The following is a 26481-nucleotide window of genomic DNA, read 5'->3' as shown; positions in this document are numbered from 1 at the left end:
GGGTTACTTCTGGAGTTGCATTGCTGGGACAGTTTTTGGCGAATAGAGCAGGCTGCTGAAACTGGAACGGATTAACTGCGATTGACTGGTTTCCGCCATGCGCCTTTGTTCTGCAGCTATGAACTGTCCATTAATCTGGTCATTCAGCAGACTAAGATTGGTTTCAATCCCCACATTGGTTTCGATCGTTTTTTGCAGCAATGGAATCAGGGTCGCGTCCATTGAGGCCATGCCAGATTGCTGACACAGTAGAGACTTCAAAGCATCCTGCGTGGATTGAGCCGCTTTGCCCTGCTCGTTACAGTCATGCACCTGGGCCAGGGTCTGCTGGGTAGTTTCGATCGTCTGTTTAGCAGTCGCCTGGGCTTCCTGGGAGAGGGTTGATGTTTTGTGATGCGCTGTCAGGACTCTGGTTGCGGTTGTGCGCTGCTCTAGCACTGGATTAATGCCTGTGGTAGATGGCACTGTTCCAGCCTCGATGGCATCAAGGATATTGTGCTCGGCAGCATTCACATCCAGGGTCATGGAGCCAAAGGCATCCTGAAGCGCTGTCTGCAAATCCTGCTGAACGGGACCCAGCAGGGTATTCACCTGCTGTTGGGTCTGATGGATGAGAGCCTGACTTTGATTGAGGAGATTGTTCAGAACTGAGTCCAGGGGACTGCCAGCGGGTAGGGAAAATTGTCCCACCAGGAGCGGTGGGGCTGCAGAACTGGAATTAGAAAAGACGATCGGGGATGCCATCAAAAGGCAAAGGGTTACCCCTATCCTTCCGCTTCTGCTCGGTCGAACCGACTTGCTCAACCAATGTGCCATAAGAATCACTCCATGCGAGCTGATTTGGCCATTGAATAACAGCCACAGCCCTCAGCAGGAGCGTAATTCGGCGGAACCCTCTCAGCCAAACCTCGGATGGAGGATCAATGCTCATGCCCGCAAGCCGAATGTTGAACGGGGGATTTCGGCTGGAATAGTTTTACCAGGGTGATGCCCGTAATCATCGCACTGGTGGGTGGCAGCACTGTCAACCCTCCGATCGTAGAGGACAAAATCCACTCACCCCGCACGTTGGGCACAGTAGCCCAGAGGACAAGAGACTGGGCCAACCCCACGATTGCTCCATCTACAGCACCGATACAGGGCATCAACACCAATGGAGTCATAGAGCCAGACATCCAGTTAGAGAAAGTACTGTTCAGAACCATCAATATAGGTAAGGCCAGTGACCCCCCGAACGCGGTAGCCACAATCCACCAACCTGACCCGGAAATCCTGCGACAGAGCACCAGCCACTGGGCTAACCCATGGATGGTCCAGACTAACGCCCATCCCAGGGGAAATCCCCGTTGCCCGTAGTCACCGAAGGAAACCGCCAGGAAGAATCCAGATGGGATGGCAATAATCCCACCCAGGGTGCAGACCGCCACCCAGGCCCACCAGAGCCTCCAATCTGCCCTTGACCATTTGGGTTTTACTGTAAAATCGTTATGCATAAGACTCAATTATCCAATTTGGCTACTTCAGGGAGTTGTGTTCCGCCAGCAGTTTTTCAACTCTCGCTTCATCAATGCGGGAGGTTAGTTTGTGGGCTTCCTGATTATCTCTCAGGGTCTTGGCCAGAGTAAAACTGGAGCTGATGGAAAACAGAAAGCTGACCCCTAATTGTCCTTTCATCCAGTTGTCCATGGGCAACCAGGCTAAGCTCAGGCCCATTGCCCCCATGGAAATGATAAAAGAAGCCCAAACCTGAAAAATCCAGGCGGTTGTATCTTTGTCAAAGTTGATCGGTTTCATTGCCATAAGACCTCGGATCACGTCATATCTCGAATATGGCAGATGCAATTTGCCTGATAGAACCAATTTGGGTCCAGTTTTAGGGTCAGTTTTCTGGGAAAGTACTTTATCAGATGGGCTTGTCAATCGATCAGGACCAGGAGGCTGGTCTGATTGGGTTCGACCTCCCATCGGTGAGGAGGCACTTCGAGGACGCAAAACATTGGAGTGGGAGAGGAGTCTGGCAGTTCTGGTATCAAATCCCTCCATCTTCAGAAAAATGCGACTCCGGGCTCCTTGGGTCTGTGGATTCAGGGCTCCCTCAGGCCAGCTCAGTCGAATAGTTCCAGCCAGGGAGGAGATCGGAGCATCTGCAGTAAATAGCCGCTTGCTCAACCGCAGTTTTCTGCCTGGGGTCCCACTGTGGCTGACTACAGGTTTGACAGCCGCCCCATTCACCTGTCTCACCTCCACAATCAGGAGTGTTCCCGGGCTGACGTACCCCGCAGCCCCTTCAACGTGGGTCAACAGGTAAAAGCTATCCATGATCAGGGGCACAGGAGCAGTCTGACTCCAGAAGATTGCCTCACGGCCAATCCTGAAGGTAAGGGTCCGATCGCGCCATTGTAAGCTCCAGGGAACTTCTGCCCCATTTACCCAGGTCCACTGCAGGGTCTGCTTGGGGGTAGAGAAGTTATTGGGGCCAATGCCAAATTCCCAGTCTTCGCCGATCGCCCCCACCCGACCGACGATCGACCAGTTCAGGTTAAGCCAGTCCAGAGGCGAGTTTCCCCCTGACTGCACCTGTGTCAGATTCACGGCCAGGGCGGATTGAACCACCAGACAGAAAGCCATGGCCAGGGCAATGAGAAGTGAGATCGATCGATAAATTGGGGCTAATCCCATGGCAGAAAAGCCTGATCATAGCAAACCCTTTTCGCAGAGAAGCGGAGCAAGGTTATTATGCTTGCTGTCCTGCGCGTTGCCATCGTCAGCCTGTTCCCTTTCTGAAGCGTTAAGGTGGCAATGATCATAGGGGAATTCCCAGACTAACCTATCAACAATCTATGCAAAAACTTAATCAACCCCCCCAGGGCAGCCGGATTCAGGTTAAATACAGCGATCGTCAGATCCGCATCCGCCTGCCTGATGAGATGGCCCTGTCCTTGATCGGTGCTGCCTTCGCAATCGGACTGAGTGCCCTCCTGATTCGCCAGGGCTTAATAGCCTGGCAAACCGAAAGCATTGGGACGGGAGCTGTGTGGCTGCCCTGGGTTGTCGCGGCTGTCTCTCTGGCGATTGCGGGATTCCTGCTCACCAGTCGCCCCACCTTTTACATCGATCCACCTGCTCCGGGGGGCACGTTTCGATTTCAGTGGGCCGTAGGAGAGATTGCGATCGAGGCGCAAGCCCTACATCTGCAACTCTTTACTCCTCTGCGGCGACGCTGGGTTCATATTCCCCTGACTGCGGTGGATCAGTTGCACCGAGTGGACGAGATCTACTGGGCTATGGGACGGCGCAGCCACGATCGGTACTGCATCCTGCGTACCCGAGAGGGAGACTATATGCTGGGGGCGTCCTTATCCTCGCAAGCGCAGGATTGGTTGGTTAGCGAACTATCTGCTTTCCTGCCCCAGGTCATCCGCAAAACTGAGCCTTGATCAGGTTAGGGCTGCTATGATTCAACCCGCTGTGGATGACACCCTGAGGCAAAAAATCCTCTCTGACCTGTTTGCCGAGTGGCTGAAGCAACAGATTGAGCAATTTGATGTCGTCACTCAACTGGATGCTGACTCCCGCACGCCTGCTCTGAATTCAGTACGGTAACCCATACTACTCCATGTCCTAGCATCTCAAGGCAGGCTTTTCACACGAGTCTGCTTACTTGGGCCAAACTTTTCAGAGATTAATCCCTCTAGTTTGGCCCTTAATGGTGGTGTTCTAATCTAGCCCTAAGCAGAACCCCTCACGGACAACTTGATCGATCAGTGCTTCTTCCAGATTGGCCATTCTGCGAACCTCGTCTGGTTCATTGATTTGAACTGGTGGCTGATACGTGCCACTTTTGACCGCCTCGCAGATCTGATTGGCCTTACCAATCAGAGCATCTGGATCCGCTTGTCCCAGCACATCTCTTTCTGGGTGGTTTTGAAATTGTCGATAAATACTTTGCAAAAACTGAGCTTTTCGCTGTGCTGGCGAAAGGCTCCGAAGTCTCCGTAATACCGCCTCACTGCTCCCACACCATTTGCTTAAATCAGAAATCTGTTGACCAGAGGTTTGGACATAACAAACCAGATCAATATCTTGCGCCTGAACCACAGCAGTGCTTGTAGGGATTCCTGCCAATAGTGCAACAGACCACAGGGCAACTTTCACGCTAACAATCAATTTCATTGCAATTTGATTCAAGATAATAGTTAGTATAGCCCTATCCAAAGGCACTCAAGGATAGGGCTATAGATTTAGCAAAGCAAGCTCAGGACAACCTACTGATTATCCACTTTCGCTTCGATGACATTCTGAACGCTGGAAGGCACAGCCGAGAGGAAGTTGTATCCAGTTTTCTGCTCCAGGCTGTCTACACTGACGCGATAACTACGCCAGTTCGCATTGCGAACCCCCTGAGTATTAGGGATATCCACCGAGATGACTCGGGTAGTTGTAGTGACTCCACTCACCCCTAGGCCAGGCCGATCCAGGACCACGATCACTTTCCAGGTTCTGTTGGGAACTGTGATGGCATAGCTGGGATTTGTTTTGGCGGGAAAAGAGCACTTATATCCGGCACTCCCGGTTCCACAACTGCCATAGGCACCGGAGATGATGTACAGTTCCTTGCCCTGCCCAACCAGAGTGCGGGCATAGTCTTCCAGATTCGCCCAAACCCCCTGATTGTTGTCAGGGCTTTGCGGAATCATGTTTGTCATCAGGAAGGTGGCCGAGTTGTTGGTTACCGAGCTGGTCCGATCTGCACTGGGAGTCATGTGGCCTCTGTCAAATCCACTGCCACTGTAGTCGCTACCACTGACACGGTAGAACGAGCTGGGAAGAGTGGTATCGGCTCGGAAGTCATCCTGTCTGGGGGCACTTCCCAGCCAGGAGGAGTTGAGTTGCCAGCTCACCCAGTTAGGAATGCGCTTGCTGTTGTTGTACGACAGCACATACTGGGATTTAACCATCAAATAGTTGTTGGGATAGCTTGTGCTGGTGATGGCGTTGCTGGGATTACCCATCGTTAAGTGGACGCTAACTGAAGATTGAGATTGTGCAAGCTTGGAAGAAAGAATTAAAGGTAGCGCAAGAATACTGCTAGCAGTAATCAGTGCAAACGCCCTGAACCGTCCAAATTTCATGAAGAATCCTCTTGGTGCGAATGGAGAGTAAATCGAGTCAACCGAACACAAAGCAACCAAGGGTGGATTCTTAAATTGATCCAGTTGGAAGTAAAGTACGAAGAACACATTCATCACAATTCTTTGTGGGAACCTGAGAAGATTAGGGAACGGTAGTCGTCCGGCAGAAGCTCTGCTATATTTCAGCATGGACTCCCAAGCATCTAATCCCTTATGACGATTACTGAGACCTTAAATCAAGCCAGTGCAGGTTTGCTCATGCCCAGCGAATCCGAATTTCCATTTGAGGGATTTCACTGGGACAATGTAAATTCCCTCAGTGCGGAAGTTCTGTTGGAATTGACTGGCCATGCCCCTGATACGCAGGTTGAGGAAACCGATCTGGACTATCTCTTTCGCAATCTGGCCGTGTCGAAGGAATGGCACGATGAGATTCAGCAGGCCAATGTGCCAAAGTTTCAACAGTTGAAGCAGATTGTGGAAGATAACCTATCAGAAATCACGGTTTATCGAGTGGGAACGATCGAGCTTGATGTGTATATTGTGGGCAAACCCAAAGCCAAGAATGGATTGGCTGGATTGGCCACAAAAGTGATCGAGACCTGAAAATTTGCCGTAATTAGTTACAATAACAGTGGTGATGGCTCAAATCTTGTTGCAGAATGAGTGCAAAATCTAGGTTTTCCTACGTTGCCATCTGTTGCAATGCGAGTGGTAAACCTGATTGGATTCATCTGCAATTCTTTCTTGGTAAGGGACCAAAGAAAAGGGGCCAAAGAAAAGGGGATGGATCGATCCATCCCCTTTCCATTTCAATCAGAGGCCCTACTGCTTCATCTGCCGGGCCATATCCAGATAAGCTGTCATATTTGCCCCTGGACGCCGCCGGGGTGTTTGCCCCGGTGTGGGCATCAGATAATCGGTGGCGAAGGTGACTACTTCAGGCTTAGCCGAGGGAGTCTTAACGGGTTGCGGTGCGGGAACTACGGTCTCCACGATCGGGGCAGGAGCTACCGCAGATTGTTCGGGTGCTTTCCCTCGGAATTTCTTAGTCCGTTTTGGCGTTACTTCAGAGGCTGGAACGTCTGCCGCAACGACCAGTGTTTCTGCCGCTGGCTTAGGCTCAGATCCTGGGGCCGATGCTACCGGAGCTGGGACAATAGCGGGAGCGGACTGTGGCGTGCCTCCTTCAGGTAGGGCATCTTTCACCTCTTCGGCCAACTCCAGAAAATAGCCTTTACGCTTCCGGATTCTGAACCCATTAGCCTGCCCCGTTTCGCCAGTCGTTGCATTACCTTCCTTTAAAAAGCTAAACATAACAGAAAACTCTCCTAATCATTACCAATGGGTTTTGAATTCACTTGAACCCTTCATGATGCATCCTGAAAATCAATTCGGGTTGAAGTGAACAAAATTTCTATGAATCTGATTATGAAGTTTTATGTTAATAAAAAACAATACCACTCAGAATTACTTATTAATTCTTTACATTTATTGCTCTCCTGCTGTTCTGCTAAGTTTAATAACCCCATCCACTTGCAAGGAGATATCCATGGCCTGGTTGACGATCGGATTTTACGTCCTGTTCACCCTACTGCCGGATAGCAGTACCAAAGTTTTAGGCTGGCCCTGGGTGTTGCTCTGGCAGGTGGGCCTGGTACTCCCGATCGTCTGGCTGCTGGGACAAATGCGCCAGGCCCGCCAGACCCGAGGGTTGGGCAATGGGCTGGATTGGGTCGTGGGGCTGGCTGCGATCGTGCTGCTGGTATCCACCCTGCTGGCGGAGTTTCCCGGTCAGGCCCGCTGGTCCAGTTGGATGGGACTCTGCTTTTTGGCGGCCCTCTACGCTGTCAATTTCCCCTTGCAGGGGGCACAGCAGCGCTTACGGCTCCTGGTAGGGCAGGCTTATCTGGTGCTGGCCCTGATTGTCACCAGTTTGCTGCTCTGGACGGTGCAGACCCTGCTGCCAGAATTGCAACGGCTGCAGGGGTTGACCCAGGCTGGGGTCAAAATGCCCTTTGACTTTTACTTGCCGCTCACGCGCAACTGGGCTCCGATCGGTCATTCCAGTTATGTGGCCGGATATCTGGTGCTGGGCTTGCCGCTGCTGATCGGTCTGAGCCTGTTGCAAAAGGGGTGGCAGCGCTGGCTCTGGCTGGCGGGAACGGGGCTGGGATTACTGGATCTCTATACCACTAATTCTCGTGGAGGCTGGTTGGGAGGGGTGGTGGCGATCGGGACCGGATTTGTGCTGCTGAATCTGACCGGCGTTTTACCACGACGATCCTGGCTGGGTCTGATCGGGATTGGGGCAGTGGCCCTTCTGCTGGCGGTCACCAATAGTCGGCTGCGGAGTCTGCTGATGGCCCTGGCGCGGGGAGAAGTCGGGGGCGACTTTTTTCGGGTCGTTACAGCTACCACAGGCTGGCAAATTGGGCTAGCCCATCCCTGGTTTGGGGCCGGTCCTGGCTCAGTGCTGTCCCTCTACCAGCGGTACCGTCCTACCTGGGCTGGGTGGGAGGCGGAGCAGACCTTCCAGTTGCACAATACTCCCATACAGTTGTGGGCGGAGGTGGGAGGGGCAGGCTTGCTCGTCCTGAGTGCAGGCTTGCTTCTCCTGGTATTTCTGGGAGGACGCTGGCTACGGCGTCTGATTCACCATCCGCAGCAGGTTGTTGAGAGCGATCGCCTGCTGGTGCCTGCTATTTATGCAGCTCTGGCCGGTTATGGAGTTCTGAGTTTGACGGATTACCAGTTGGACGTTTTCTGTATCAGTGGCAGTCTGATTGTGGCCTTGGCTTTTCTGGCTGCAGCTTTGCGGGAGCAGAATCCGGGCTCTCCAGATCTGCAACAGCCTGAGTTGGGAGCGAAAACGTTGATGAGCGGGACCATTGCTGCCTTGGGGCTTCTGGTTGCCGTAGTTCTCTGGCTGCTGCCTATTCATCGAGCCTGGGGTCTCTCAAATCAGGGGTTTCTGGCTCTGGGTCGGCAGCAGGTTGAGGGCTTTGTCCAATCCCTCAGTCAGGCCCACCAATTGGCTCCCTGGGAACCTTACTATCCGCTTCAATTGGGCTGGAATCTGGGCAACCTGAGCCTGTTGACCCCCAATCCTGAGCAAAAGCAGACGTTGCAAAAAGAGGGGGCCACCTGGCTGGAGATAGGAAACCGAGTTGCCCCTTACCAGGAATTTGGCCAGACGAACCTGGGCTGGTTGCTGCTGAATCAGAATCCTCAGGCGGCAACGGCGGCTTTCGCCCGATCGGCCCGGTTAATTCCGGCCAAACGTGGGATCTTCTACGGTTTGGGCCTGAGTCTCCTGGCCCAGGGGAAGGTTGAACCTGCAATCACGGCCATCGTCCTGGAGGCCTTGCGCGATCCCCAGCTAATTACCAGTTCGGTCTGGAGTTCAGCTCACTTTCAGCCCCTGTATGGGGTACTCCTGGATCGGCTCGAAGTTGGGTACACCGACCTACTTCGGACTTATCCCCAAGCCAGAAGCCTGACCGAACTTTTGCATCAGAGTCGGGGCGGGGTCCGTTGGTGGCGAGGGAACCTGGCAGGGGCACGATCGGACTGGCGACACGATCGGACTGGGGTGGGTCGATTGGTGCTTGACCTGGCTGAGGGCAAGTCCATCACAACGGACCTGCAACGCTTCCTCCCAGCAACTGGGATGCCGGTGCGCCGGGTTACCCCCAGTTGGGCCTTGGTTCTGGCAGCCTGGTTGAATCCGGCTCAGCGTTCGGCCCTCCTGCAACAGGCGTGGGTGTTGGGGACTGAAACCCCTTTTACCCCTGAACTGCAGACCACGTTCCTGAGTAGCATGGACCGATCGGCCACTTTTGATCAGTGGTTGAAGCAACATGCACCCCGACGGCAGTACCGACGAGAACGGTTTGGGTTTGGCCCACTGAATCGTCACATTGATGGACCTGCTCCCCTGGATTTTCTGGTCGCAGAGGAAAACATTCCGGTGTCACGCTTCTTTGAAAGCCTATTGCCTGCTCCTATGTATAACCGAGAGCTAGATACAGCACTTCAGCAGTGGCGCGATGATTTTCTGTCTGAGATCGCCCCCTAATCAACCCGTTTGCTGGGTTTAGTGGCTTACTTGCATAGGTGTTCTCCGGCTGCGCCCTTGAACAGTTCCCGCCATTTTGAGCTGGATTTTTCTATTGCAGTTTTTGAATTTCAGCCATCACACTGTCACATTCTTCCATTAACCCGAATTGTCGGTATAACTCGGCGGCCATCTGGAAATCGGCCAGAGCCAGATCCGTTTCTCCCAGTTGGCGATGGTTGTAACCTCGCTTGTAGTATGCGTTGGCATAGTTAGGGTCAATTTCGATTGCCTGATCAAAATCGTCGATCGCTCTTAACTTGTTGCCCAACTCCGCCCGCACAATTCCCCGGTTGTAATAGGCTTTGGCGTAATCCGGTTTCAGACTGATGGCCCGATCGTAATCAGAAATTGCCTCCAACTTATTGCCGATTTCCGACTGTACCACAGCCCGATTAACGTAAACCTTAGGCTCATCAGGGTTGATTTCAATGGCGCGGGTAAAATCTTCGATCGCGCCAATATGATCCCCTAGCTTACGTCGAGTTGCGCCTCGATTCGCGTAAGCTTCGACATAATTAGGGTTAATTTGAATTGCCTGGGTGTAACTTTTTAGGGCTGATTGGTAGTCGCCCCGCTGAAAGGCTGCTACTCCTTGAGAAAACCAATCTGTTTCACTGGTTGTCATAGGAAAATCGATACTCAAAGGTTAATAGAACGTACAACCGACCTTCTTCACCATACCTGATTCCAAATAGGTGAACCGGATTTATAGGGGTCAACCGGCAAATTTGATTTTTCTTAAATCTTGAGCATGATTTCTCGCAATATAAAGCTATTTTTGTGGTCGAAATTCTGGATAGAGGCTATCGTTGTCTGGAGATTGTGAGGAGGACACATGAAAAAGTCACAGTATTTTTGGGGTAGCCTGAGCCTTGGGGTTTTGCTTCTGGCAGGGTGCAGTTCAGCTAAGAAATCAACTGAACAAGCCGCTGTTCCTGATCGGATTTCTCCCGCACCGGGGACTTCTCAACAAGTCTATGGAACCCAACCTCCCAGCAAGCCTGTGATATCTCCCTCAAAATCTGCAGATCAGGCCTTTGCTAAACCTCTAGTCAAGGGGTCTAAGCTTCGCCTGACTTCTGTGGCTGGATTGATTCCGCCAACTAATATTGAGGAGCGATTGGCCATTGTTTCCAGAGGCCGTCGGGATCCTTTCGCTACGGTGATTCCAGGCCCTGCTGTCGTGGCTATCCAACCCGCAACGATCAAGTCTGCCCCTGTTCTGCCCCCGGTAGCCACCAGTGGCCGCAACCTGCCTCAAGTAACGACGGTTCCCTTGCCGACCCTGCAGCCAAATTCCAATGCTACGGGCCTGCCCCCGGTTTCACCTGGGATAGGGAATCCTACCCCGATCGTGGTTCCTGCTTCCCCGACAGCCACCGCTGATGCCATCCAGATTATGGGAGTCATGCAAACTGGGAACCAGCTCAGCGCTATTGTACGATCGCCAGAGGATCCTTCGGGTCGAGCCGTTAAAGTGGGAGATTATCTGGCCAGTGGTAGGGTCCGCGTCAAGGATATTAAGCTCAAGCAGCGAAATGAACCTGTTGTGATCCTGGAGCAGAATGGGGTTGAGATTATAAAATCAGTTGGGAATCCTGTAGCCAGTGCCCTGTAAATGGATCCTGTAAATGGATAAAGTTCACCCACAAAGCGTCCTATCCCGTAACCTCGATTATCAGGAGGCTTTCACCTGTCCTATTTGTCGTCATGGTCAGATTACAGGGATCACCCTGATGGATGCCTTTGCCTGTAACTTTTGCCATCACATCTTTACGGCTAATCTGGTTACCCAATCCGTTCATGTCGTAGATATTTCCCAACCTATGGGTTGGCGATGGACGGGGCGTTCCTGGCAACCCCTTCACCAGGGAAATACGGATTTGACCTGGCTGATCTGGCTTGTTGGGGTAATCCTGGTAACCTTTCCTCCCCTGTTGATTGGTCTGACATCCTACATATTTCCGACTTTGGGAGAGGACACCTGGGACTTTCCACTGGTCTGGACCAGCATAACTTTCCTCCTGCATCTGCTGCTGGTCCTGTGGCTCATCGCTGAGCATCACCAATTTCCACCCTATGTGTCCTTAAAAGTCAGATTGGGGAATAGATTGAGTCTCTGAATGGGGCCAGGAATCGCCTCGTTTGGTTCGTCGATCGTGCCCCTTGACTTCACTCAGGGCGCGATCGAGTCTGTAGAGTGTGGCAGTTTTTACCCCATCTGAGCCAATTCAAGGTCAGGCTCTAAAATGGAATATCGTCATAGTTAGCTTCAGAAGCCGACACAACTGGCGCGGCAGACTTCTTTACAGCAGGGCGAGCCTTCGATTCAGAAACAACTGAAGCTTTGGGTTTGGGGGTTGTTTCTGCAGCAGGATCAGGCATCTCGGCTGAGGCAGCAGCAACTGTATAGGTGCCTGCGTCTGCCCCCAGGGGATGGATTTTCTGAGCTGTCAGCTCGGCGCGCTTTTCCTTGAAGCCTTCTGGTCGTTCGATCGTGACTATACTCAAGCGACCCTCAATAATCACTCGATCGCCCTGGTGATAACGATCCTGGATTTCTTGGGCCAGATTACCCCAGCCAACTACTTTCAGTCGGGCCGGTGGGTCTTCCGGGCGGAAGCCTGGAAACTCCACCTGAATTTCAGCAATAGGCACCTGGTTATCAGAAGTGTAGCGGAGTTGCGGTTCGCTTACAATTTCTGCCATCAAAACACAGCTATTCATGGGTGGTATTACTCCTGGTACTGGTCGTGAACCCTGTTAGGGTCCCTAAACTATAGACCTGCATGAATCAAAGCTACTTCGGTCATTTGACTCAGATAATCCCCATAGGGTACGGGATCTGTCAATAGAACGTAAGTACTACCATGATAGCAAGCACATTGATGCCATGCATGTGCCCTGTTGCCCAGTTTACTTAGGGATGGGAATAATTGCCGTCCGGGCTCAGTAATTGGGCGATCGCCTGTCGTTCTACCGCAGGTTGCGACGGCATGGCCTGTCGGGCATCGGTGATCAGCCAGTTTAAGGCTGCGGCCTGTACATCGATCGTCGCCCCTGTTTTGTCCACGCAATAACGCCCGAAGACCAGCTTATCTACCAGACGTACGCCTGGTCCAAGGCGAGAGTAGTCGAAGATCACGCTATTATCAACCGTTGCACCACTACAAATACAGCAGTTAGGGCCAATGTAGCTGGGGCCAATAATCTTTGCCCCGTCCTCAATCCGGGTCATCCCCCCAATGTAAACCGGCCCCTGGATATCTACCTTATCCCAGTTGACGGCCACATTCAGCCCGGTATAAATTCCTGGAGCGACTTCATGGCCAGGAATCGGAACATTCTTAATCTCACCCAGTAAGACCCCTCGGACGGCCTGCCAGTAGTCCGGAACTTTACCAATATCCACCCATTCAAAATCCATGGGAATACCGTAGAAGGGGGCACCAATCTCTACAAGCTTCGGGAAGAGCTGGCTCCCAATGTCATACTCCACGCCAGAGGGAATGTAGTTCAGGACTTCTGGTTCAAAGATATAGATCCCGGTGTTGATATCCGTGCTAAGAGCCTCTTCAACTTTGGGTTTTTCCTGGAAAGCCTTAATCAACCCGTTTTCGTCTGTAACGACAACCCCATAGCTGGAAACATCTTCCCGGGGAACCGATCGCATCACCACAGTTGCGATCGAACCCTTCTGACGATGCCACTTTACTGCAGCCGCCAGATCCAGATCAATCAGGGCATCGCCGCAAAGAACAATGAAGGTATCGTCGAAGAAGGGGAAAAAGTCTTGAATTCGGCGCATCCCTCCTGCTGAACCCAAAGCTTCTCCCACAAGTTCCCCATCGACAATACGCCCTTCAAAGGAATAGGCAATCTGGACTCCAAATCGTTGACCATCTCGAAAGTAACTCTCGATTTCATTGGCCAGGTGACTCACATTCACCATGATTTGATCAAATCCATGCTGGCGCAGCAATTCCAACAGGAACTCCATGACTGGCTTTTGCAGGATCGGAATCATGGGCTTGGGAATTGTGTGGGTGATCGGGCGAACACGGGTCCCTTTACCGGCTGCCAGGATCATGGCTTTCATAGATGTTTGTCCCTTAACCTAAACCACAACTTAAAGAACCAGACATTCAAGGCTTGATAGAAATGCCATTGAGCAAGGATTTGAATGAGGGCTTGTCTTTACAGGCTTCTCGGAAGCCCATAGCAGACCATCTTGCTTGGCAACAACTTATAATTTACCCGGATTTCAAGTCTTCTGTACGTTTTACTCTACCTCTGAGCAAGTTTGGGTGGTTGTGTCGTTCAGAGGTCTGATGGCAAGGTCCTGATAGAACCCTGCTTGAGACAGCTCAACTTTAGATTGAGCCGCTAAGAACAAGAGCGCCCAGAAAATGCTGACTCGCTCACTGATTCTGTGCTGAGTTTCTGAATGCCCAGGTGCTCCCCGCAAATTAATGGTTCGCCTTGTGCCCGACCAAACTTGCAAGAGTTCTTCAAACACGATCCAGTCCTGCCCGGATGAAATTTGCCCCCATTGCTCTGAGAGAAACTGTTCCAGTTCCATCGCAACTTCCGTGAGATTTTCCTGATGGGCCAGTTGGGCGATCGCGCGCACAGCCTGACTACGGGATTGGGGGCGAGGGCGTCGAGGCCGAACCCGGGGAACAGTCTCCTCCATAGCAACTGCGATCAATTGCAGCTGATCGATGAGCTCCTGCAGCGTCACTCGACGCTGTTGGGGAGGTTGGGCCACAGCTCGTCGCCGGAGTTGACGGTCCAGATGCAACGGCATCTGGGTCAAGGATAATTCCTCGGATTCCAGAAGTTCTGCCCCAGCCAGGGCATCTGCCTCAGGTTCTCCCGATTCCGATCGAGCCAGACTATCTGCCTTCAGCAAAATCAGCATTGACGCATATAAAAACGCCTGTCCCGATTGGGACAGGTCTGCTTCATAAGTGGCCCGACCAGTTGCGACACTGGTGCTGGTTCTGAGTTGATTGAGAAAACGATCAATCACATCAATGACCTTGACATCCCAGGGATCAATTTCCCCCTGTTCTGCCAGGTCAATCAACAGTGCGATCGCATTTTGGGCCAGGGACTCAGTCATGGGTGAAGCCTTACTTGAGGCTGATGCGAGCGAGGTAAACTGCCATTAAACTAATCAGCATCAACAGGGCTATAGGGACCCAGAGACTCGAGAGTTCTGGCAGATTCAGAATCTTAACAGGGACACCCATTCTCTAAAGACATACCCTCACGCCATGCTCATGAAGACCCTTCATTAGGAGCAGTCCCCTCTGCGGCTGGTAGCAATCGACGTTGTTCTTGTAATTCGGCCTTGTATCGTTCCACATCTTGTTGGAGTTCTACAATAGCTTCTTCTTTCTCTCGAATCTCACGGGCTTCCTTTTGGGTTTCGACAACCCGTTGGAGTTGAGTCCAGACACTAAACACCCAGGCCAAAACGGCCCCAATTCCCATTGCCAGAAGGAGCTCAACGGAAAGAGGTGCCTGCACCTGAACACCTTCAATAATTTGAATGCCGGCGGGCTCTGTATTTTCTAGACTAAATAAGACGAACGCCAGACAGATAACAAAGATGATGACAAAATTAAACTGCCGCATGGCATAGAGTCCTCATTACCACAGCTACTGATTAAACTTCACGTAACAGCTTTCCATTGTTGTGAGTCTGATGGGGTTGAGCTCGTGGGATGTGGGGATACAGGGCCTTACTGGGCAAAGCTTTTCCCCGAGCCTCTCCCACAGAGTTTTCAGTTATTTCGATAAAACTACTCAGTCTGGAAAACTGATATCAGAAGTAATCAATATGAGAAAGCTTATCAGGCTCCTTAAAAAATAGCTTCAGCAATCAGCCCTGAGATTGAAAGCTTTTTTCATTCAAGTCCGGATAATGCTCTTTAGGTCTTGTGTCTACATCTTAGGAGATGAAGTAATAATGAAGCGAAGGTGAATTTACAATGAACAGGGAAAGATTGTGAATAGGGAAAGATCGACATCGGCTTTGCCAGGACTCCCCCTCTGAGAGAGCTTACCTCTGAGCCTCAGTGATTTTACTGATACAATGAAGGAACGACCAACTTTGAGGTTATTTTTCCAAATTTTCATTCTAAGGAAAAATAGTCCCGCTAATATTGTTATGCTAATCTCAGTCAATCATTATTGATGTTCCTTCAGGGTTGCAACTCTTCCAGCTAGTTTTTGTCTTCACCTTACATAAAACCGTATCATCCTGAGTATCAAGTAATGATCGGGAACATCATCCGAAAAGGCGCTCCTGGTGGCAATGAGAAAGGCGACTCCTCAAAGCAAACCAGCAAAGGAAGGCGTGGCATTCAGCAGGCTCAGGAAGTAATTTACAGTTCTCTGTTAGAGATTGTTAAGCACTGGCCCCCTGAGGATGTCCTGCTTGAGTTCAAAAACTTGTTCATTTACCACGCGAACTCCTTCAGCTCCGAGGTGTTTTCGGCGGTCTATGAAATTATTTTTAGCAATAACCAAAAAGAGTTCATCAATACCCTGAAGCGGTGCTGTTACATCCTGATTAATAACTGGGCGATTACCAGAAAACAGGAATACATCACCCAATTGATTCAGCTTTTTTCCGACCCTGCCCTCAAGCAGAGAACCCAGTCTCCTACGCTCAAGCGCCTGAGGATCTGGATTGCAGTTTTCCTGGATAGCCATGACTTTCAGGAATTGAAGTTGTTTGCGGCTCGCTATGAAGTCGATCAGAGCCAGATCCCAGGCCAATGGAAGCAGCGCTATACGTCATTTCTACTTGCGCCTCAGTATGCGGACCTGGACAATCCGATCGAACAACGAGAAGCCGCCAGAGTGCTTTCCAAACAACTGCGGGAGCGGTTCAAGTTTGATTTGGCCATGTATGTGACCCGTTCACAATCCCGCTTATCGCAGCCCAAGGTGGTGTCTGACCCGGAAGGAGGCCCATCCCACCCTGCCCAGGCCAACACCCCGGTTAATCCCACAGCCTTGGGGGATGAAGCACTGCGTCTGATCAAACTGATTCTGGTCAGGCGGGGGCAGTTTAGCTATACCAATGTGGCTCACATTTTCGTCAAGCAAATCAATGGCATGCGCTTCAGTGAGTTCAAAGCCAGTTTGCTACAGTATTTGACTTTTGCGGTAGAAGATCAGCAATTTGTGGAGACGATCCATCGGGGGCTAGCCGAGAAGTTGTCTGTTCTCTACACCCATCATCAGACCGAAACCATTACGGATGCGCTGCTGTTAAGAACCTGCAATCGTGTCATTGAGTATGTCACCACTGAGGAACAGGGCGAACCTTCTCCTCTGTTTATCTCGCTGGTTTCTGCTGGAAATCCACTACCGCTGGTAGTGTTGCTACTCAAAATCATTTTGATTTCGCGTAACAGCCGTCTCTATCTGGAAGCGCGGATTGCCAAGTTAATCGAGTATTACGGAAATTTGCCGGAAAATGATTGTAAGTGGGTCATTCATTTTCTGGAAGTATTAAATGTCACCTTTGCCATCTATGCCGAAAACGTCGAGTACAACCTGATCAAGATGGCGGATGCCCATCAGGGTAATTCAGAACCCTCTGCCAACCAGGCTCCAGGAGAGATGCAGCAACAGTGTCCAACAGATTTCCTGGATCAGGTCAACAATTATCGGATTTTCTCTTTACAGCGTCAGGCCAGGGCTGCAAAACCTGATCCGGAGGCATTTTCCCTGGATGAACAGGATGATATCAATCCGGATCTGGATCTTTCTGAGATTTTGTAAGAATTTGATACCTGTTCAACCGGTTTCGCAGGACTAAGGTCGGGAGATTGGCCCTCTACTCCGGTATAAATCTGTCTCAACAAAAAGCAGGACAGGCTCTTTAGCCTGTCCTGCATTGAGAGTGGATTCCATCGCCACCCACTTAAAAAGCAATCAGCCTTACTTGCTCATAAAGCCTTGAATTTGTCTCAGGGCAGCCTGTCCAATGTTGTAGACCGCCCAGCTTCCTGCAAGAATAACGGGCAGCAGGACGATAGCAATACGAAAATCAATATCCATTTCGATTCCTCCCCTCTTTAAAGTTAAATTCCTTGAACAATTCTCATACTCATATTTTTATCCTAAGCGGGCCGATTTTTTACAGAAGTTTTCGGGAAATCCATAGGAAAACTCTGGAATATTGCGATGGATCGTTTTGAAGGTTGGGGATGAGTCCAGACCGGCGAATTCGGCCTAAACAAACCCCAGATCCGTTCCCCGATCGGCATGGACCAAGGCCAGTTTTTCATAGTTGCGGGCATGCTCAAGCAGTTCCGCTGCCTCAGTATCCGACACCTCGCGGAGGATTTTGGCCGGGATGCCCACCACCAACGATCGGGGGGGTACATCTTTCGTCACCACAGCCCCCGCTCCAACCATACTGCCCTGGCCGACTCGGACCCCATCCAACACCGTTGCCCCAATCCCGATCAAGCAACCAGACTCAATATGGGCACTGTGGACGACGGCCCGATGCCCGACCGTAACGTGATCTTCCAGAATCGTGGGTTTTCCTGGGTCACCATGGAGAATGGCCCCATCCTGAATGTTAGTGCAGGCTCCGATCGCAATCCGCTCCACATCTCCCCGAATCACAGCACCGTACCAGATACTGGCTCCGGCAGCAACTTCAACATTGCCCAGGACGATCGCATTCGCCGCCACAAACGCCGCATGGGAAAGATCGGGCGCAGGCCAGTAGGAAGGAGGAAAGGGGAAGGGCTTAAACTCAGTCATCACGCAATGCCAGATCGTCCAGCCTGAATTCTAAAGCATTTAGCAGAGAATTTCGGGAACTCTAGCTCTTCTGCAAGGGTCAAGAGTACCCTGGAATCCTGCTGACGATGCCCTCTTGTCGCCAGTATAACCAGGTATAATAAGGCTACAGGCACTGATGCACAAATGCATGCAATACGTACTACATGATAAGTCCAGGCTTGCAGTACCCCATATTTGGTCCTGAGATTCAGTGCCCCCACTGTCGTCAAGTCATTCCGGCTCTGACTTTAACGGATACCTATCTATGCCAGCGCCATGGGGCCTTTGAAGCAAACCCCAAGACTGGAGAGTTGGTTCATCTTCAGTCGGGACGCCATTGGCGACGCTGGAATAATGAATGGTATCGCCAGCATACCCATCCCGATGGGATTCGGTTTGAAATCCATGAGGCACTGGACCGGCTTTATACTCAGGGCTATCGGGCAACGCGGGTGATCATTGCGCGCCGTTATAAGGAGCTGATCAGCGCCTATCTGGAGCGCAGTACTCCCTGGCGGAACCAAACGGATTCTCCACGACCCAAGCTTTACGGTCTTCCTGTGGATTTCAGTCCTGACTCTGAGGAAGAATCTTGCTGGGATGTGATTAACTTTGACCTAGAAAAAGAACCCGGTGCGCCGGTGCGCTACCCCTATTTCAGGTTATTTGAATAGCGGATGGCTCCGACAGAAGGAGCAGACACCATGCATCATGTTTCGATTCGCACTGCCGATATTTTCCGGGCGATCGTGTTCTACGAACACCTGGGTTTTACTGTTCAGGAGCGCTTTACCACAGGCTATACCCTGGCCTGCTGGATGGAGGGGCTGGCTGGTCGGATTGAGCTGATCCAGATCCCCAAACCCCATCCGGTTATGGATGCCTTTGGAGACGAGCACTATACTGGGTATTACCATTTGTCCTTCGACCTGACAGAGGTCACTGCCGATCTTTCGTCCTGGTTGATGGATTTGGGTGAACGAATCAACCGGGCTGCAGAAACCTCTCCAGAACAGGGGCAGCCATTGAAGATCCTGTTGGCACCGACTCAGCAAATGATTGGCAACCGGATCTATGAGGTTGCCTTTATTGCAGATGCAGATGGGTTGCCGCTTGAGTTCATTCGACTCCTGAGCCAGCGGGAGGAATAAGGGGTGTGTTACCAGAGATATCCCCTCAGAAAGCTTATTCATCAGGAAAGGGGGCGGATATGCCAAGCGATCGGGTTGAGTATTTTGCAGATAATTGGAACTACCTCAAGGCAGAACTCAACTGGCTGGATCGGGTATTGATGATGGCTGTAGCCCGTCAGCGAAAGGAAAGTAAGGAGGTAGAGCGGGTTACCCAATCGCGGGCCGATCGGGTAACCAGCCACTGGTGGAAAGGACTGATTCTGGTTGATGGAGAGGCGTCCTACGACGATGGCACTCCCCCCAAAGTCGCATCGGATGCCGTTGGGAAGTTGAGTTATCAGCAGCAGATCCAGGCCCGAATTCAGGCCAGTTGTCAGAAGGGCATCCATTTGGGTCTGCCGATATTCTGCGATCGGTTGCAATTAACGGGATTTGAAAAAAATGTGGTCTTGATGAGTCTGGCACCCGAAATCAATCGTCGGTATGCCAGAATTTACAGCTATCTTCAGGGGAATGAGTCGTTGCCAGAGGGGTGTTTGCCGGGAGATGCCCTGCGAAATAGGAGAGATGGGCGGGCTGGCAGCGATCTACCCACAGTTGATCTGGTGCTGCGCCTGCTCTGCCGTAACGATCTGGAATGGCGGATGGCCCGGGCCCGTCTCAGTTCTGACTCTCCCCTGCTGCACCCGCACCTGTTGCGATCGCTGGCCTGGCAGGAGGACACCTTTTTAGCCCAGCGCTTGCAACTGGCTGCGCCCTTGGTCAACTATTTGCTGGCAGATCAGCCTACCCCAGAAGCCCTGGAAGCCCTGCTCCAGTCAGTGCCCCAGACGGGTTCGTCCATCAAACTCTTGTCCCAGCCCTCGCTGCTCCTGAACGATCGTCCAGCCAGAGTCACCTGGTCCGATCTGCTGCTCCCCCCTGCCCTGCTGGCAGAGCTCCAGTCCCTGTCCCAGCGTGTGGCGTCTGCGGATTCTCTGAGTCAGTCAGTCAGGCCCTCTGGGGCAGTGGTCCTGCTGATAGGCCCAACCGGAACCGGGAAAACTACCGCTGCCACCGCGATCGCCCAGGCTCTGAAGACCGATCTCACCTGGATTGATCTGATGCTGGTTGGAGAAACAGAATATGCTCAGTTACTGCAGGAGATTGCAGCCCGATCGCCCAAAGTCTTGTTGATCAAATCTGCCCGATACTGGCTGGGTCGGTTCTCTCCCTTACCTGAAGTCGAAATTAATCGATTTTTACAGCAACGGCGGGCCACTGACAGTATCACCCTGCTAAGTTTGGATTTTCCCCAGGGGATGCGGTGGCCATGGCGACAGCAACTGGACCAGATCCTGGAATTTCCCCTGCCGGATGAACAGGCCCGTCTGCAGTTGTGGCAGCAGGCATTCCCAGCCCAGGTTTCCCTGGACCCCCGCTTAAACTGGAAGACGTTAGCACACCGCTGGGCGATCAGTGGGGGTGAAATCCAGACGATCGCCCGTGAGGCTGCTCTGGAGGTTATGGCTTCTCCCAGAACAAAATTGAAACTGCAGCACATCACCCAAGCCGTAAAACGTCGGCGATCGCTGGGATCAGAGATTGGGATAAGGTAAAGGCATCCACTCCCAATTCGGTCCGCTCGCGGGCAGCCAGAATTCCAGCCTGGGCATGCCACCAGGCTGCACTTTGCACCAGGGCTGCCATACCATCCCTGGATTTACCCCCTTGGGCCATGAGACCGCCGATGAGGCCAGTCAACACATCTCCTGTTCCACCCCGGGCCAGGGCAGGGGTGCTGTCTGGATTAATCCAGATGCGTCCCTGAGCATTGCCAATGACAATGCGTGCGCCTTTGAGCAGGACGATCGTTCCAGTTGCCTCTGCAACGCTGCGGACCGCAGTGATGCGGCATACCATGGTCTCGGCAATTTTAGGAAACAACCGGCGAAATTCTCCCAGATGGGGGGTCAGGACCGTGGGGGCCTGACGATTTTTCAGGGTTCCAACCACATTGTGTTGAGCCAGGAGGTTGAGGCCATCTGCATCCAACACGAGAGGGCGATCGCTTTCCAACACCTGTTGCACCAGTCGATCCGCTTCCAAGCTTAACCCTGGCCCACAGGCAACGACATCGTAGCGATCCAGTTGGACCTCCGCAGGCAATCGAGAAATTCCGCCCGCCGCCGTCTCCGGACAACCGATCACCAAGGCTTCCGGTAATTGGGCCAACACCATCGGTTTCAGGGATTCTGGCACGGCGATTGACAACATTCCGACCCCAGTCGCACGCGCTCCCAGTCCGCAGAGGATCGCCGCCCCAGCATAGGGAAGAGATCCACAGATCAAAAGCACATGCCCCATTTGATATTTATGGGTCGAGGGGGGTCGGGACAGGGGCAGATAGGCCAGAGCCTGCTCTGCTGTAATCCGTTGCACAGCAGGTTCCTCTCCTAGTACAGCCTGAATATCCGCTATCGGGAGATCGAAATCAATCAATTCAGCCTGCCCGACAAATTCCAGGGCCTGTTCCTGCAACAAGCTCTGCTTCCACAGCCCCAGGCAGAGAGTCCAGGTTGCTCGAACTGCCGTGCCCAATCTGGCTCCCGTATCGGTCTGTAACCCTGACGGCAGATCAATGCTAACCACCGGTTGGGACCACTGGTTCAGGCTATCAATTGCCCCTTTCACTGGATCGGTTAACTCCCGTTCCAGGCCGAACCCGAACAGGCCATCCAGGATCAGATCGGAAAATTGCAGCGCCTCGATCGAGTCATGAAAAGTAAGACCCAGACTGTGGGCATAGCGGGCATGGTGATGGGTCAGGTCCTTCATTTTAGAGAAGGGCTGGTAAACCACAACCCGATAGCCACGAAAATGTAACTCCCGAGCCACCACCAGGGCATCTCCCCCGTTGTGGCCTGGTCCGGCCAGAATACCAACCTGGGGGCATTGCTCTGGGGGATAATGGGTCTGAACCCAGCGGCTGATCAGTCCGCCAACCTTTTCCATCAGGGCTGCCACAGGTATCCCGGCAGCGAACACCCGTTCTTCGATCGCACGCATCTGGGCGGCTGTAACAACCACCTGATTATGTAAGCTGATTTTAGAAATCACTTGCCGTAATAAACTCTTGCATCCAGCCCATTATCCCGGAAATAGTTGCTCCAGGTTTCAGCCGAGCCTCGATCGGAAAAAGGACCGACAGCAATATGGGGGCCACGAGGGGCACCACGTCGCTGCACAGCACTGAGATCTGCCCCCAGACCGATCACGCGCTGCTGCAGAAAAGAGAGTTGTTCCGGGTTCCCCGGAATCACTACGTAGTAAGCCGTTGCCCCATAAGGAATCGTCGGGCGCAAAATTCCGACCTGACTTCCGGGGGCAGTATAGGTGATGCCCGTATTAGGGGAGGTTGTGACCTGGGTGGGATAGGGGGTTGTGGAAGTTACAGGGGGAATGGACGGTACCCCAAAATTGTCGTAGGTACTGTTCGGCACAGTGCCATAGCCGACTCCAGAAAAACCCTGGGCCTGCAACGTTCTAATCTGCTGTTCGACGTTGGCAAAGTTGTTGTAGGAACCAGCCTGAATGACCTGCCGCCCGGCATAGGACTTCAAAAAAGCTGTGGGTTCAACGGTAGATCGGACCTGCTGCAAAAGGGTGCGGCTATCGCTGTCTATATAGACAAAGTACTGACCGGCATAGGGCGTGACATAGGGTGTGGTGTATAGATTGTTCGGATCGGTGTAGCTAGAGGTGGGAATCGGGACGGCAGGAATTTGGGCATAACGATGATTGCCGGGATGCACAGGCGCAGTGGGGAGGGAGTTGGTTGCCATATTGGTGGTGGAGGACACCTTAAACTCTGGCTGCATCAGCTTCTCAGGACTGATCAATCCAGTAGGGTCAGGATTGGCTCGAACCAGACGACTGTATTGGGTCTGAGGCTGGGCCTCTGCCGAGGGTTGCCCTATCAAAGCGATTCCCCCAGCCATCATTGCAAAGAAAGGCCATAGGGATTGCCCGTTGATCAATTTTTTGGGTACTGTCCCGTTCCCCGATCGTGTTGTCATAATCCTCACTCCCACTTGCCATGCAGGTTTGACCTGTCAAATTTGCGGCCATGCTAGCACAGGGATTTTCAGATGACGAATGTTAGCCTGTATAAGAAGGATGATTCGTTGCAGAACTTAGTGATCCATGAATAGTGTTGTGGTGGGTTTGTCTGGTGGGGTTGACAGTTCAGTGGCTGCGGCCCTCCTGCATCATCAGGGATACGATGTTGTTGGTCTCACCCTCTGGTTAATGAAGGGCAAGGGACAGTGTTGCTCAGAGGGCATGGTGGATGCTGCCCGCCTCTGTGAAGATCTCAGCATTCCCCACCACATCGTAGATATGCGAGAGGTTTTCCAGGCCAATATTGTGGATTATCTGGTGGCTGGTTATAGCCAGGGTATCACCCCCCTGCCCTGTTCTCAGTGCAATAAAGCCGTCAAGTTTGGGCCGATGTTGCACTATGCCCGCACAGAACTGGGGGTCGATCGGATTGCCACCGGCCACTACGCTCAGATTACCCGTGATGACAGCACCGGTCGGTATCAACTGCGGCGGGCCGTAGACACCAACAAGGATCAGGCTTACTTTCTGTATGACCTGGGCCAGGAGATCCTGGCGGCCACGCTGTTTCCCCTGGGAAATCAACCCAAGACAGAAACCCGACGCATTGCGACCGAATTTGGTCTGCATACGGCAGAAAAGCCTGAAAGTCAGGATCTCTGTCTGATTGAGGCCCATGGTTCCATGCAGGCATTCCTGGACAAATACATTACACCGCAAACCGGGGAAATTGTGGACCAGGCTGGACGGGTTTTGGGCCGACATGAAGGGGTACACCACTACACAATCGGCCAACGCAAGGGATTGGGTATTGCCCACAGCGAACCCCTCTATGTGATTGGATTGGATCCAATGCGGAATCGGGTGATTGTGGGCGATCGCAGCAGCGCCCAAGATTATGAATGCATCGTGCGGCAGGTGAACTGGGTGTCGATCGCCCCACCTACCACTCCGATTCGAGCCGAGGTGCAGGTCCGCTACCGTTCTGCTGCGGTTCCAGCCACCCTGATCCCCCTGGATGGGGGAATGGGGCTGCGAATTGTCTTCGATGACCCCCAGTTCAGTGTCACGCCGGGACAGGCAGCAGTCTGTTATAACGGGGACATTCTCCTCTGCGGCGGCATTATTGAGAGCCGAAGCTGATGCTACAACCTGACCAAATCCTGCAGGATCGTTACCAGCTCAAGGCCCTACTGGGGGATAATGCCAGTCGGCAAACCTGGCTGGCTGAGGATCTGGAGACAGAAGACCCAGTTGTGCTCAAACTCCTGGTTCTAGGGGCAGGGGTGCAGTGGCAGGATTTCAGGCTATTTGAACGGGAGATCCAGATTCTTCAGGCCCTGGACCATCCTCGTATTCCCCGGTATCGGGGTCACTTCTCCCTGGATGATAGCCTGTTCTGGTTGGGGCTGGTGCAGGAGTACGTTCCCGGCCAATCTCTGGCAGAGTTGCTACATCAGGGAGAGCGCTTTACCGAATCGGAGATTCGCCAGATTACCATCCAGATTCTGGATATTCTGATTTATCTGCATGAATTGAATCCGCCGGTACTGCACCGGGATATTAAGCCGGGAAATTTGATCCTGGGAGAAGACGGACAGATTTATCTGGTGGATTTTGGGGCGGTTCAGGATCGGTTGGCTGCGGGTGCCAGGACAGTTACGGTGGTGGGAACATACGGCTACACCCCGATCGAACAGTTTGGAGGGCAGGCTGTCCCGGCGTCCGACCTCTATGCCCTGGGAGCCACCCTGATTCACCTGATGACAGGTCTGCCCCCCGCTGAACTGCCCCAGGAGGAGATGCGAATCGCCTTCTGGAATTACACCAGTGCCAGTCCCAGCTTTGTAGACTGGGTGATCACCCTGACGGAACCTGCTGTAGAACGACGCTTCAAAACAGCCCGCGAGGCCCTAGATATGCTGGAAAAAGGTGAACCCTTGACGCAACGACGGGGAGCTTTCTTTTCCCTGGCTGCCCCTGAAGGTACGCCCATTAGTCTCCAGAAGTCCTGCGATCGCCTGTGGATCGAAATCCCAGCACGTCTGCAAGGCCTTTCTCTGCTTGATGTGGTGGTGTCCATGGCCATTTTGGGCGCGATCGCTCTGGTGGCTGACACGCTGATCTTCCGATCACTCTTTCTGCTGGTGCTGTTCGTCTTACTGGGGCCAATCGTCCTGGGCTTTCTGGGGGCTGCCACCGTAGCCCAGTCCATTACCTTGACCCCAGATACTTTCCGCATTCTCCGCACCTTATTTGGGTTCTCAGTCTACGAACGGGTCGGGGATACGGCAGAGATTGAGTCTGTGTCCTGCCACATGCATGCCCTTTCCCACCAGAGGGTCTCTCCCATCCTCTTGCTGCCATCCTCGTTTCGTCTGGTCGCCCTGCAGACAGTGCGGGGAAAATACATGTTCGGCGGATATCTGTCGGAAGATGAGGTAAACTGGCTGGTTCAGGAGATTCAGAACTGGTTGAGAACCTATGGTTGACCCCACCTTCGGCTTCATCTCGCCCGATATTCCCCCGGAGTCCTTACGAAACCATTTGCAATCTGGCCCACCGCTGCAGTTGGGAGTGATGGCTTCAGGCAGTGGTTCAAACTTTGAAACGATCGCCCAGACGATCGCCGATGGCCGCTTGCATGCCCAAATTCAAGTTCTGATTTACAACAATCCAGAGGCCAAAGCCGCTGCCCGGGCAGCCCGACTCAACATTCCAGCCGTGCTTTTGAACCATCGAGACTTTGCAACCAGAGAAGAGTTGGATCTGAAAATTGCAGTGACCTTACGCCAATTTGGTGTGGAGTGGGTGATTATGGCGGGCTGGATGCGCCTAGTGACCCATGCTCTGATCGAGGCCTTTCCCGATCGCATCCTCAATATTCATCCCAGCCTGCTCCCCAGTTTTCCCGGCATCCATGCGGTTGAGCAAGCCCTTAAGGCTGGGGTAAAAGTTGCCGGTTGTACCGTCCACATTGTTACCCTGGAAATGGATAGCGGCCCCATTCTGATGCAGGCGGCAGTCCCGATTTTGCCAGGGGATAACCCTACCACCCTGCAGTCTCGCATTCAGGTGCAGGAACATCGCATCTATCCCCGTGCGATTGCCCTGGCTGCAGCCCTCCAAACTGGATTCTCATGGGGGGACCCCTAATCTTAGGAGC

At 52.6% G+C, this 26481-nt stretch carries 28 protein-coding genes; 13 read left to right on the top strand and 15 right to left on the bottom strand.

The genetic code is table 11. The features are described from left to right. Positions 1 to 3: 3 nt before the first annotated feature. The 3 genes from BST81_RS12820 to BST81_RS28845 form a co-directional block, all read right to left on the bottom strand. Complete coding sequence (locus BST81_RS12820) at positions 4 to 744, bottom strand: hypothetical protein (RefSeq protein ID WP_075598891.1); 741 nt, start codon at positions 742 to 744, stop codon at positions 4 to 6. A gap of 176 nt (positions 745 to 920) precedes the next feature. Then, the gene (locus BST81_RS12815; RefSeq protein WP_143780327.1) at positions 921 to 1493 is read right to left on the bottom strand and encodes a hypothetical protein; all 573 of its coding nucleotides are present in this window, start codon (positions 1491 to 1493) and stop codon (positions 921 to 923) included. Between the two features lie 22 nt (positions 1494 to 1515). Further along, positions 1516 to 2679, bottom strand: a complete 1164-nt coding sequence (locus tag BST81_RS28845; protein ID WP_253188269.1) for a YiaA/YiaB family inner membrane protein — start codon at positions 2677 to 2679, stop codon at positions 1516 to 1518. A 161-nt stretch (positions 2680 to 2840) separates the two neighbouring features. On the opposite strand from BST81_RS28845, the gene BST81_RS12805 reads away from it, so the two are divergent. Together BST81_RS12805 and BST81_RS28085 are read left to right on the top strand one after the other, a co-directional pair. Next, complete coding sequence (locus BST81_RS12805; RefSeq protein WP_075598889.1) at positions 2841 to 3437, top strand: hypothetical protein; 597 nt, start codon at positions 2841 to 2843, stop codon at positions 3435 to 3437. A gap of 16 nt (positions 3438 to 3453) precedes the next feature. Then, positions 3454 to 3603, top strand: coding sequence for a hypothetical protein (locus BST81_RS28085; protein ID WP_171974747.1), 150 nt, complete (start codon positions 3454 to 3456; stop codon positions 3601 to 3603). A 114-nt stretch (positions 3604 to 3717) separates the two neighbouring features. Here BST81_RS28085 and BST81_RS12800 read toward each other — a convergent pair whose 3' ends face one another. Together BST81_RS12800 and BST81_RS12795 are read right to left on the bottom strand one after the other, a co-directional pair. Further along, entirely contained in the window at positions 3718 to 4173 is a 456-nt protein-coding gene (locus BST81_RS12800; protein ID WP_075598888.1) for a hypothetical protein, read from the bottom strand. Between the two features lie 92 nt (positions 4174 to 4265). Next, a complete protein-coding gene (locus BST81_RS12795; protein ID WP_253188268.1) occupies positions 4266 to 5012 on the bottom strand; it encodes a DNA/RNA non-specific endonuclease in 747 nt (248 codons plus the stop codon). 333 nt (positions 5013 to 5345) lie between these two features. On the opposite strand from BST81_RS12795, the gene BST81_RS12790 reads away from it, so the two are divergent. After that, positions 5346 to 5738, top strand: coding sequence for a nuclease A inhibitor family protein (locus BST81_RS12790; protein WP_075598886.1), 393 nt, complete (start codon positions 5346 to 5348; stop codon positions 5736 to 5738). Positions 5739 to 5957: 219 nt separating this feature from the next. Here the strand turns inward: BST81_RS12790 and BST81_RS12785 are convergent, their stop codons facing one another. After that, the gene (locus BST81_RS12785) at positions 5958 to 6449 is read right to left on the bottom strand and encodes a hypothetical protein (RefSeq protein WP_083636831.1); all 492 of its coding nucleotides are present in this window, start codon (positions 6447 to 6449) and stop codon (positions 5958 to 5960) included. Positions 6450 to 6684: 235 nt separating this feature from the next. On the opposite strand from BST81_RS12785, the gene BST81_RS12780 reads away from it, so the two are divergent. Further along, on the top strand, positions 6685 to 9213 hold the full coding sequence (locus BST81_RS12780) for an O-antigen ligase family protein (RefSeq protein WP_075598885.1): 2529 nt from the start codon (positions 6685 to 6687) through the stop codon (positions 9211 to 9213). Positions 9214 to 9304: 91 nt separating this feature from the next. Here BST81_RS12780 and BST81_RS12775 read toward each other — a convergent pair whose 3' ends face one another. Continuing rightward, positions 9305 to 9880 (bottom strand): tetratricopeptide repeat protein, encoded by a 576-nt coding sequence (locus BST81_RS12775; protein WP_075598884.1) that lies wholly within the window; start codon positions 9878 to 9880, stop codon positions 9305 to 9307. Positions 9881 to 10090: 210 nt separating this feature from the next. Here BST81_RS12775 and BST81_RS12770 point away from each other — a divergent pair, with 210 nt between their 5' ends. Both BST81_RS12770 and BST81_RS12765 read left to right on the top strand, forming a co-directional pair. Beyond that, positions 10091 to 10873 (top strand): hypothetical protein, encoded by a 783-nt coding sequence (locus tag BST81_RS12770; protein WP_075598883.1) that lies wholly within the window; start codon positions 10091 to 10093, stop codon positions 10871 to 10873. Positions 10874 to 10886: 13 nt separating this feature from the next. After that, a complete protein-coding gene (locus BST81_RS12765) occupies positions 10887 to 11378 on the top strand; it encodes a hypothetical protein (protein WP_075598882.1) in 492 nt (163 codons plus the stop codon). Between the two features lie 121 nt (positions 11379 to 11499). Here the strand turns inward: BST81_RS12765 and BST81_RS12760 are convergent, their stop codons facing one another. From BST81_RS12760 to BST81_RS12745, 4 genes are all read right to left on the bottom strand, one after another. Further along, positions 11500 to 11982, bottom strand: coding sequence for a single-stranded DNA-binding protein (locus tag BST81_RS12760; protein ID WP_075598881.1), 483 nt, complete (start codon positions 11980 to 11982; stop codon positions 11500 to 11502). A gap of 193 nt (positions 11983 to 12175) precedes the next feature. After that, a complete protein-coding gene (locus BST81_RS12755; RefSeq protein ID WP_075598880.1) occupies positions 12176 to 13354 on the bottom strand; it encodes an NDP-sugar synthase in 1179 nt (392 codons plus the stop codon). 183 nt (positions 13355 to 13537) lie between these two features. Next, positions 13538 to 14383, bottom strand: coding sequence for a ScpA family protein (locus BST81_RS12750; RefSeq protein ID WP_075598879.1), 846 nt, complete (start codon positions 14381 to 14383; stop codon positions 13538 to 13540). Between the two features lie 158 nt (positions 14384 to 14541). After that, a complete protein-coding gene (locus BST81_RS12745) occupies positions 14542 to 14901 on the bottom strand; it encodes a LapA family protein (RefSeq protein ID WP_075598878.1) in 360 nt (119 codons plus the stop codon). A gap of 642 nt (positions 14902 to 15543) precedes the next feature. Here BST81_RS12745 and BST81_RS12740 point away from each other — a divergent pair. Beyond that, the gene (locus tag BST81_RS12740; protein WP_075598877.1) at positions 15544 to 17064 is read left to right on the top strand and encodes a hypothetical protein; all 1521 of its coding nucleotides are present in this window, start codon (positions 15544 to 15546) and stop codon (positions 17062 to 17064) included. A gap of 159 nt (positions 17065 to 17223) precedes the next feature. Here BST81_RS12740 and BST81_RS12735 read toward each other — a convergent pair whose 3' ends face one another. Continuing rightward, entirely contained in the window at positions 17224 to 17337 is a 114-nt protein-coding gene (locus BST81_RS12735; protein ID WP_216351338.1) for a photosystem II protein Y, read from the bottom strand. A 180-nt stretch (positions 17338 to 17517) separates the two neighbouring features. Beyond that, positions 17518 to 18060, bottom strand: a complete 543-nt coding sequence (locus BST81_RS12730) for a gamma carbonic anhydrase family protein (RefSeq protein ID WP_075598875.1) — start codon at positions 18058 to 18060, stop codon at positions 17518 to 17520. A gap of 185 nt (positions 18061 to 18245) precedes the next feature. Here BST81_RS12730 and BST81_RS12725 point away from each other — a divergent pair, with 185 nt between their 5' ends. Genes BST81_RS12725 through BST81_RS12715 form a run of 3 tightly spaced genes read left to right on the top strand, consistent with a single transcriptional unit; the run spans position 18246 to position 20812 of the window. Further along, positions 18246 to 18755, top strand: a complete 510-nt coding sequence (locus BST81_RS12725; RefSeq protein WP_075598874.1) for a TIGR02652 family protein — start codon at positions 18246 to 18248, stop codon at positions 18753 to 18755. A gap of 3 nt (positions 18756 to 18758) precedes the next feature. After that, positions 18759 to 19232 (top strand): VOC family protein, encoded by a 474-nt coding sequence (locus tag BST81_RS12720; protein WP_363079973.1) that lies wholly within the window; start codon positions 18759 to 18761, stop codon positions 19230 to 19232. A gap of 59 nt (positions 19233 to 19291) precedes the next feature. Then, positions 19292 to 20812, top strand: coding sequence for an AAA family ATPase (locus tag BST81_RS12715; protein WP_075598873.1), 1521 nt, complete (start codon positions 19292 to 19294; stop codon positions 20810 to 20812). Here the strand turns inward: BST81_RS12715 and BST81_RS12710 are convergent. After that, a complete protein-coding gene (locus BST81_RS12710; protein WP_075598872.1) occupies positions 20757 to 22313 on the bottom strand; it encodes a bifunctional ADP-dependent NAD(P)H-hydrate dehydratase/NAD(P)H-hydrate epimerase in 1557 nt (518 codons plus the stop codon). The two genes, BST81_RS12715 and BST81_RS12710, sit on opposite strands and share 56 nt — an antisense overlap. After that, positions 22310 to 23272, bottom strand: coding sequence for a hypothetical protein (locus tag BST81_RS12705; protein WP_143780326.1), 963 nt, complete (start codon positions 23270 to 23272; stop codon positions 22310 to 22312). Before BST81_RS12705 ends, BST81_RS12710 begins: the two co-directional genes overlap by 4 nt. Before the next feature lie 127 nt (positions 23273 to 23399). Between BST81_RS12705 and mnmA the strand changes: the two genes are divergently transcribed. Genes mnmA through purN form a run of 3 tightly spaced genes read left to right on the top strand, consistent with a single transcriptional unit; the run spans position 23400 to position 26471 of the window. Beyond that, positions 23400 to 24458 (top strand): tRNA 2-thiouridine(34) synthase MnmA, encoded by a 1059-nt coding sequence (gene mnmA / locus BST81_RS12700; protein ID WP_075598870.1) that lies wholly within the window; start codon positions 23400 to 23402, stop codon positions 24456 to 24458. Next, complete coding sequence (locus tag BST81_RS12695) at positions 24458 to 25807, top strand: serine/threonine-protein kinase (RefSeq protein ID WP_075598869.1); 1350 nt, start codon at positions 24458 to 24460, stop codon at positions 25805 to 25807. Before mnmA ends, BST81_RS12695 begins: the two co-directional genes overlap by 1 nt. Further along, positions 25800 to 26471, top strand: coding sequence for a phosphoribosylglycinamide formyltransferase (gene purN / locus BST81_RS12690; RefSeq protein ID WP_075598868.1), 672 nt, complete (start codon positions 25800 to 25802; stop codon positions 26469 to 26471). Before BST81_RS12695 ends, purN begins: the two co-directional genes overlap by 8 nt. Positions 26472 to 26481: the final 10 nt, after the last annotated feature.

The organism is Leptolyngbya sp. 'hensonii' (genome assembly GCF_001939115.1).
GTDB lineage: Bacteria > Cyanobacteriota > Cyanobacteriia.
The sequence above is the reverse complement of the archived record's forward strand: the minus strand, read 5'-3'. Positions and strand labels throughout refer to the sequence as shown.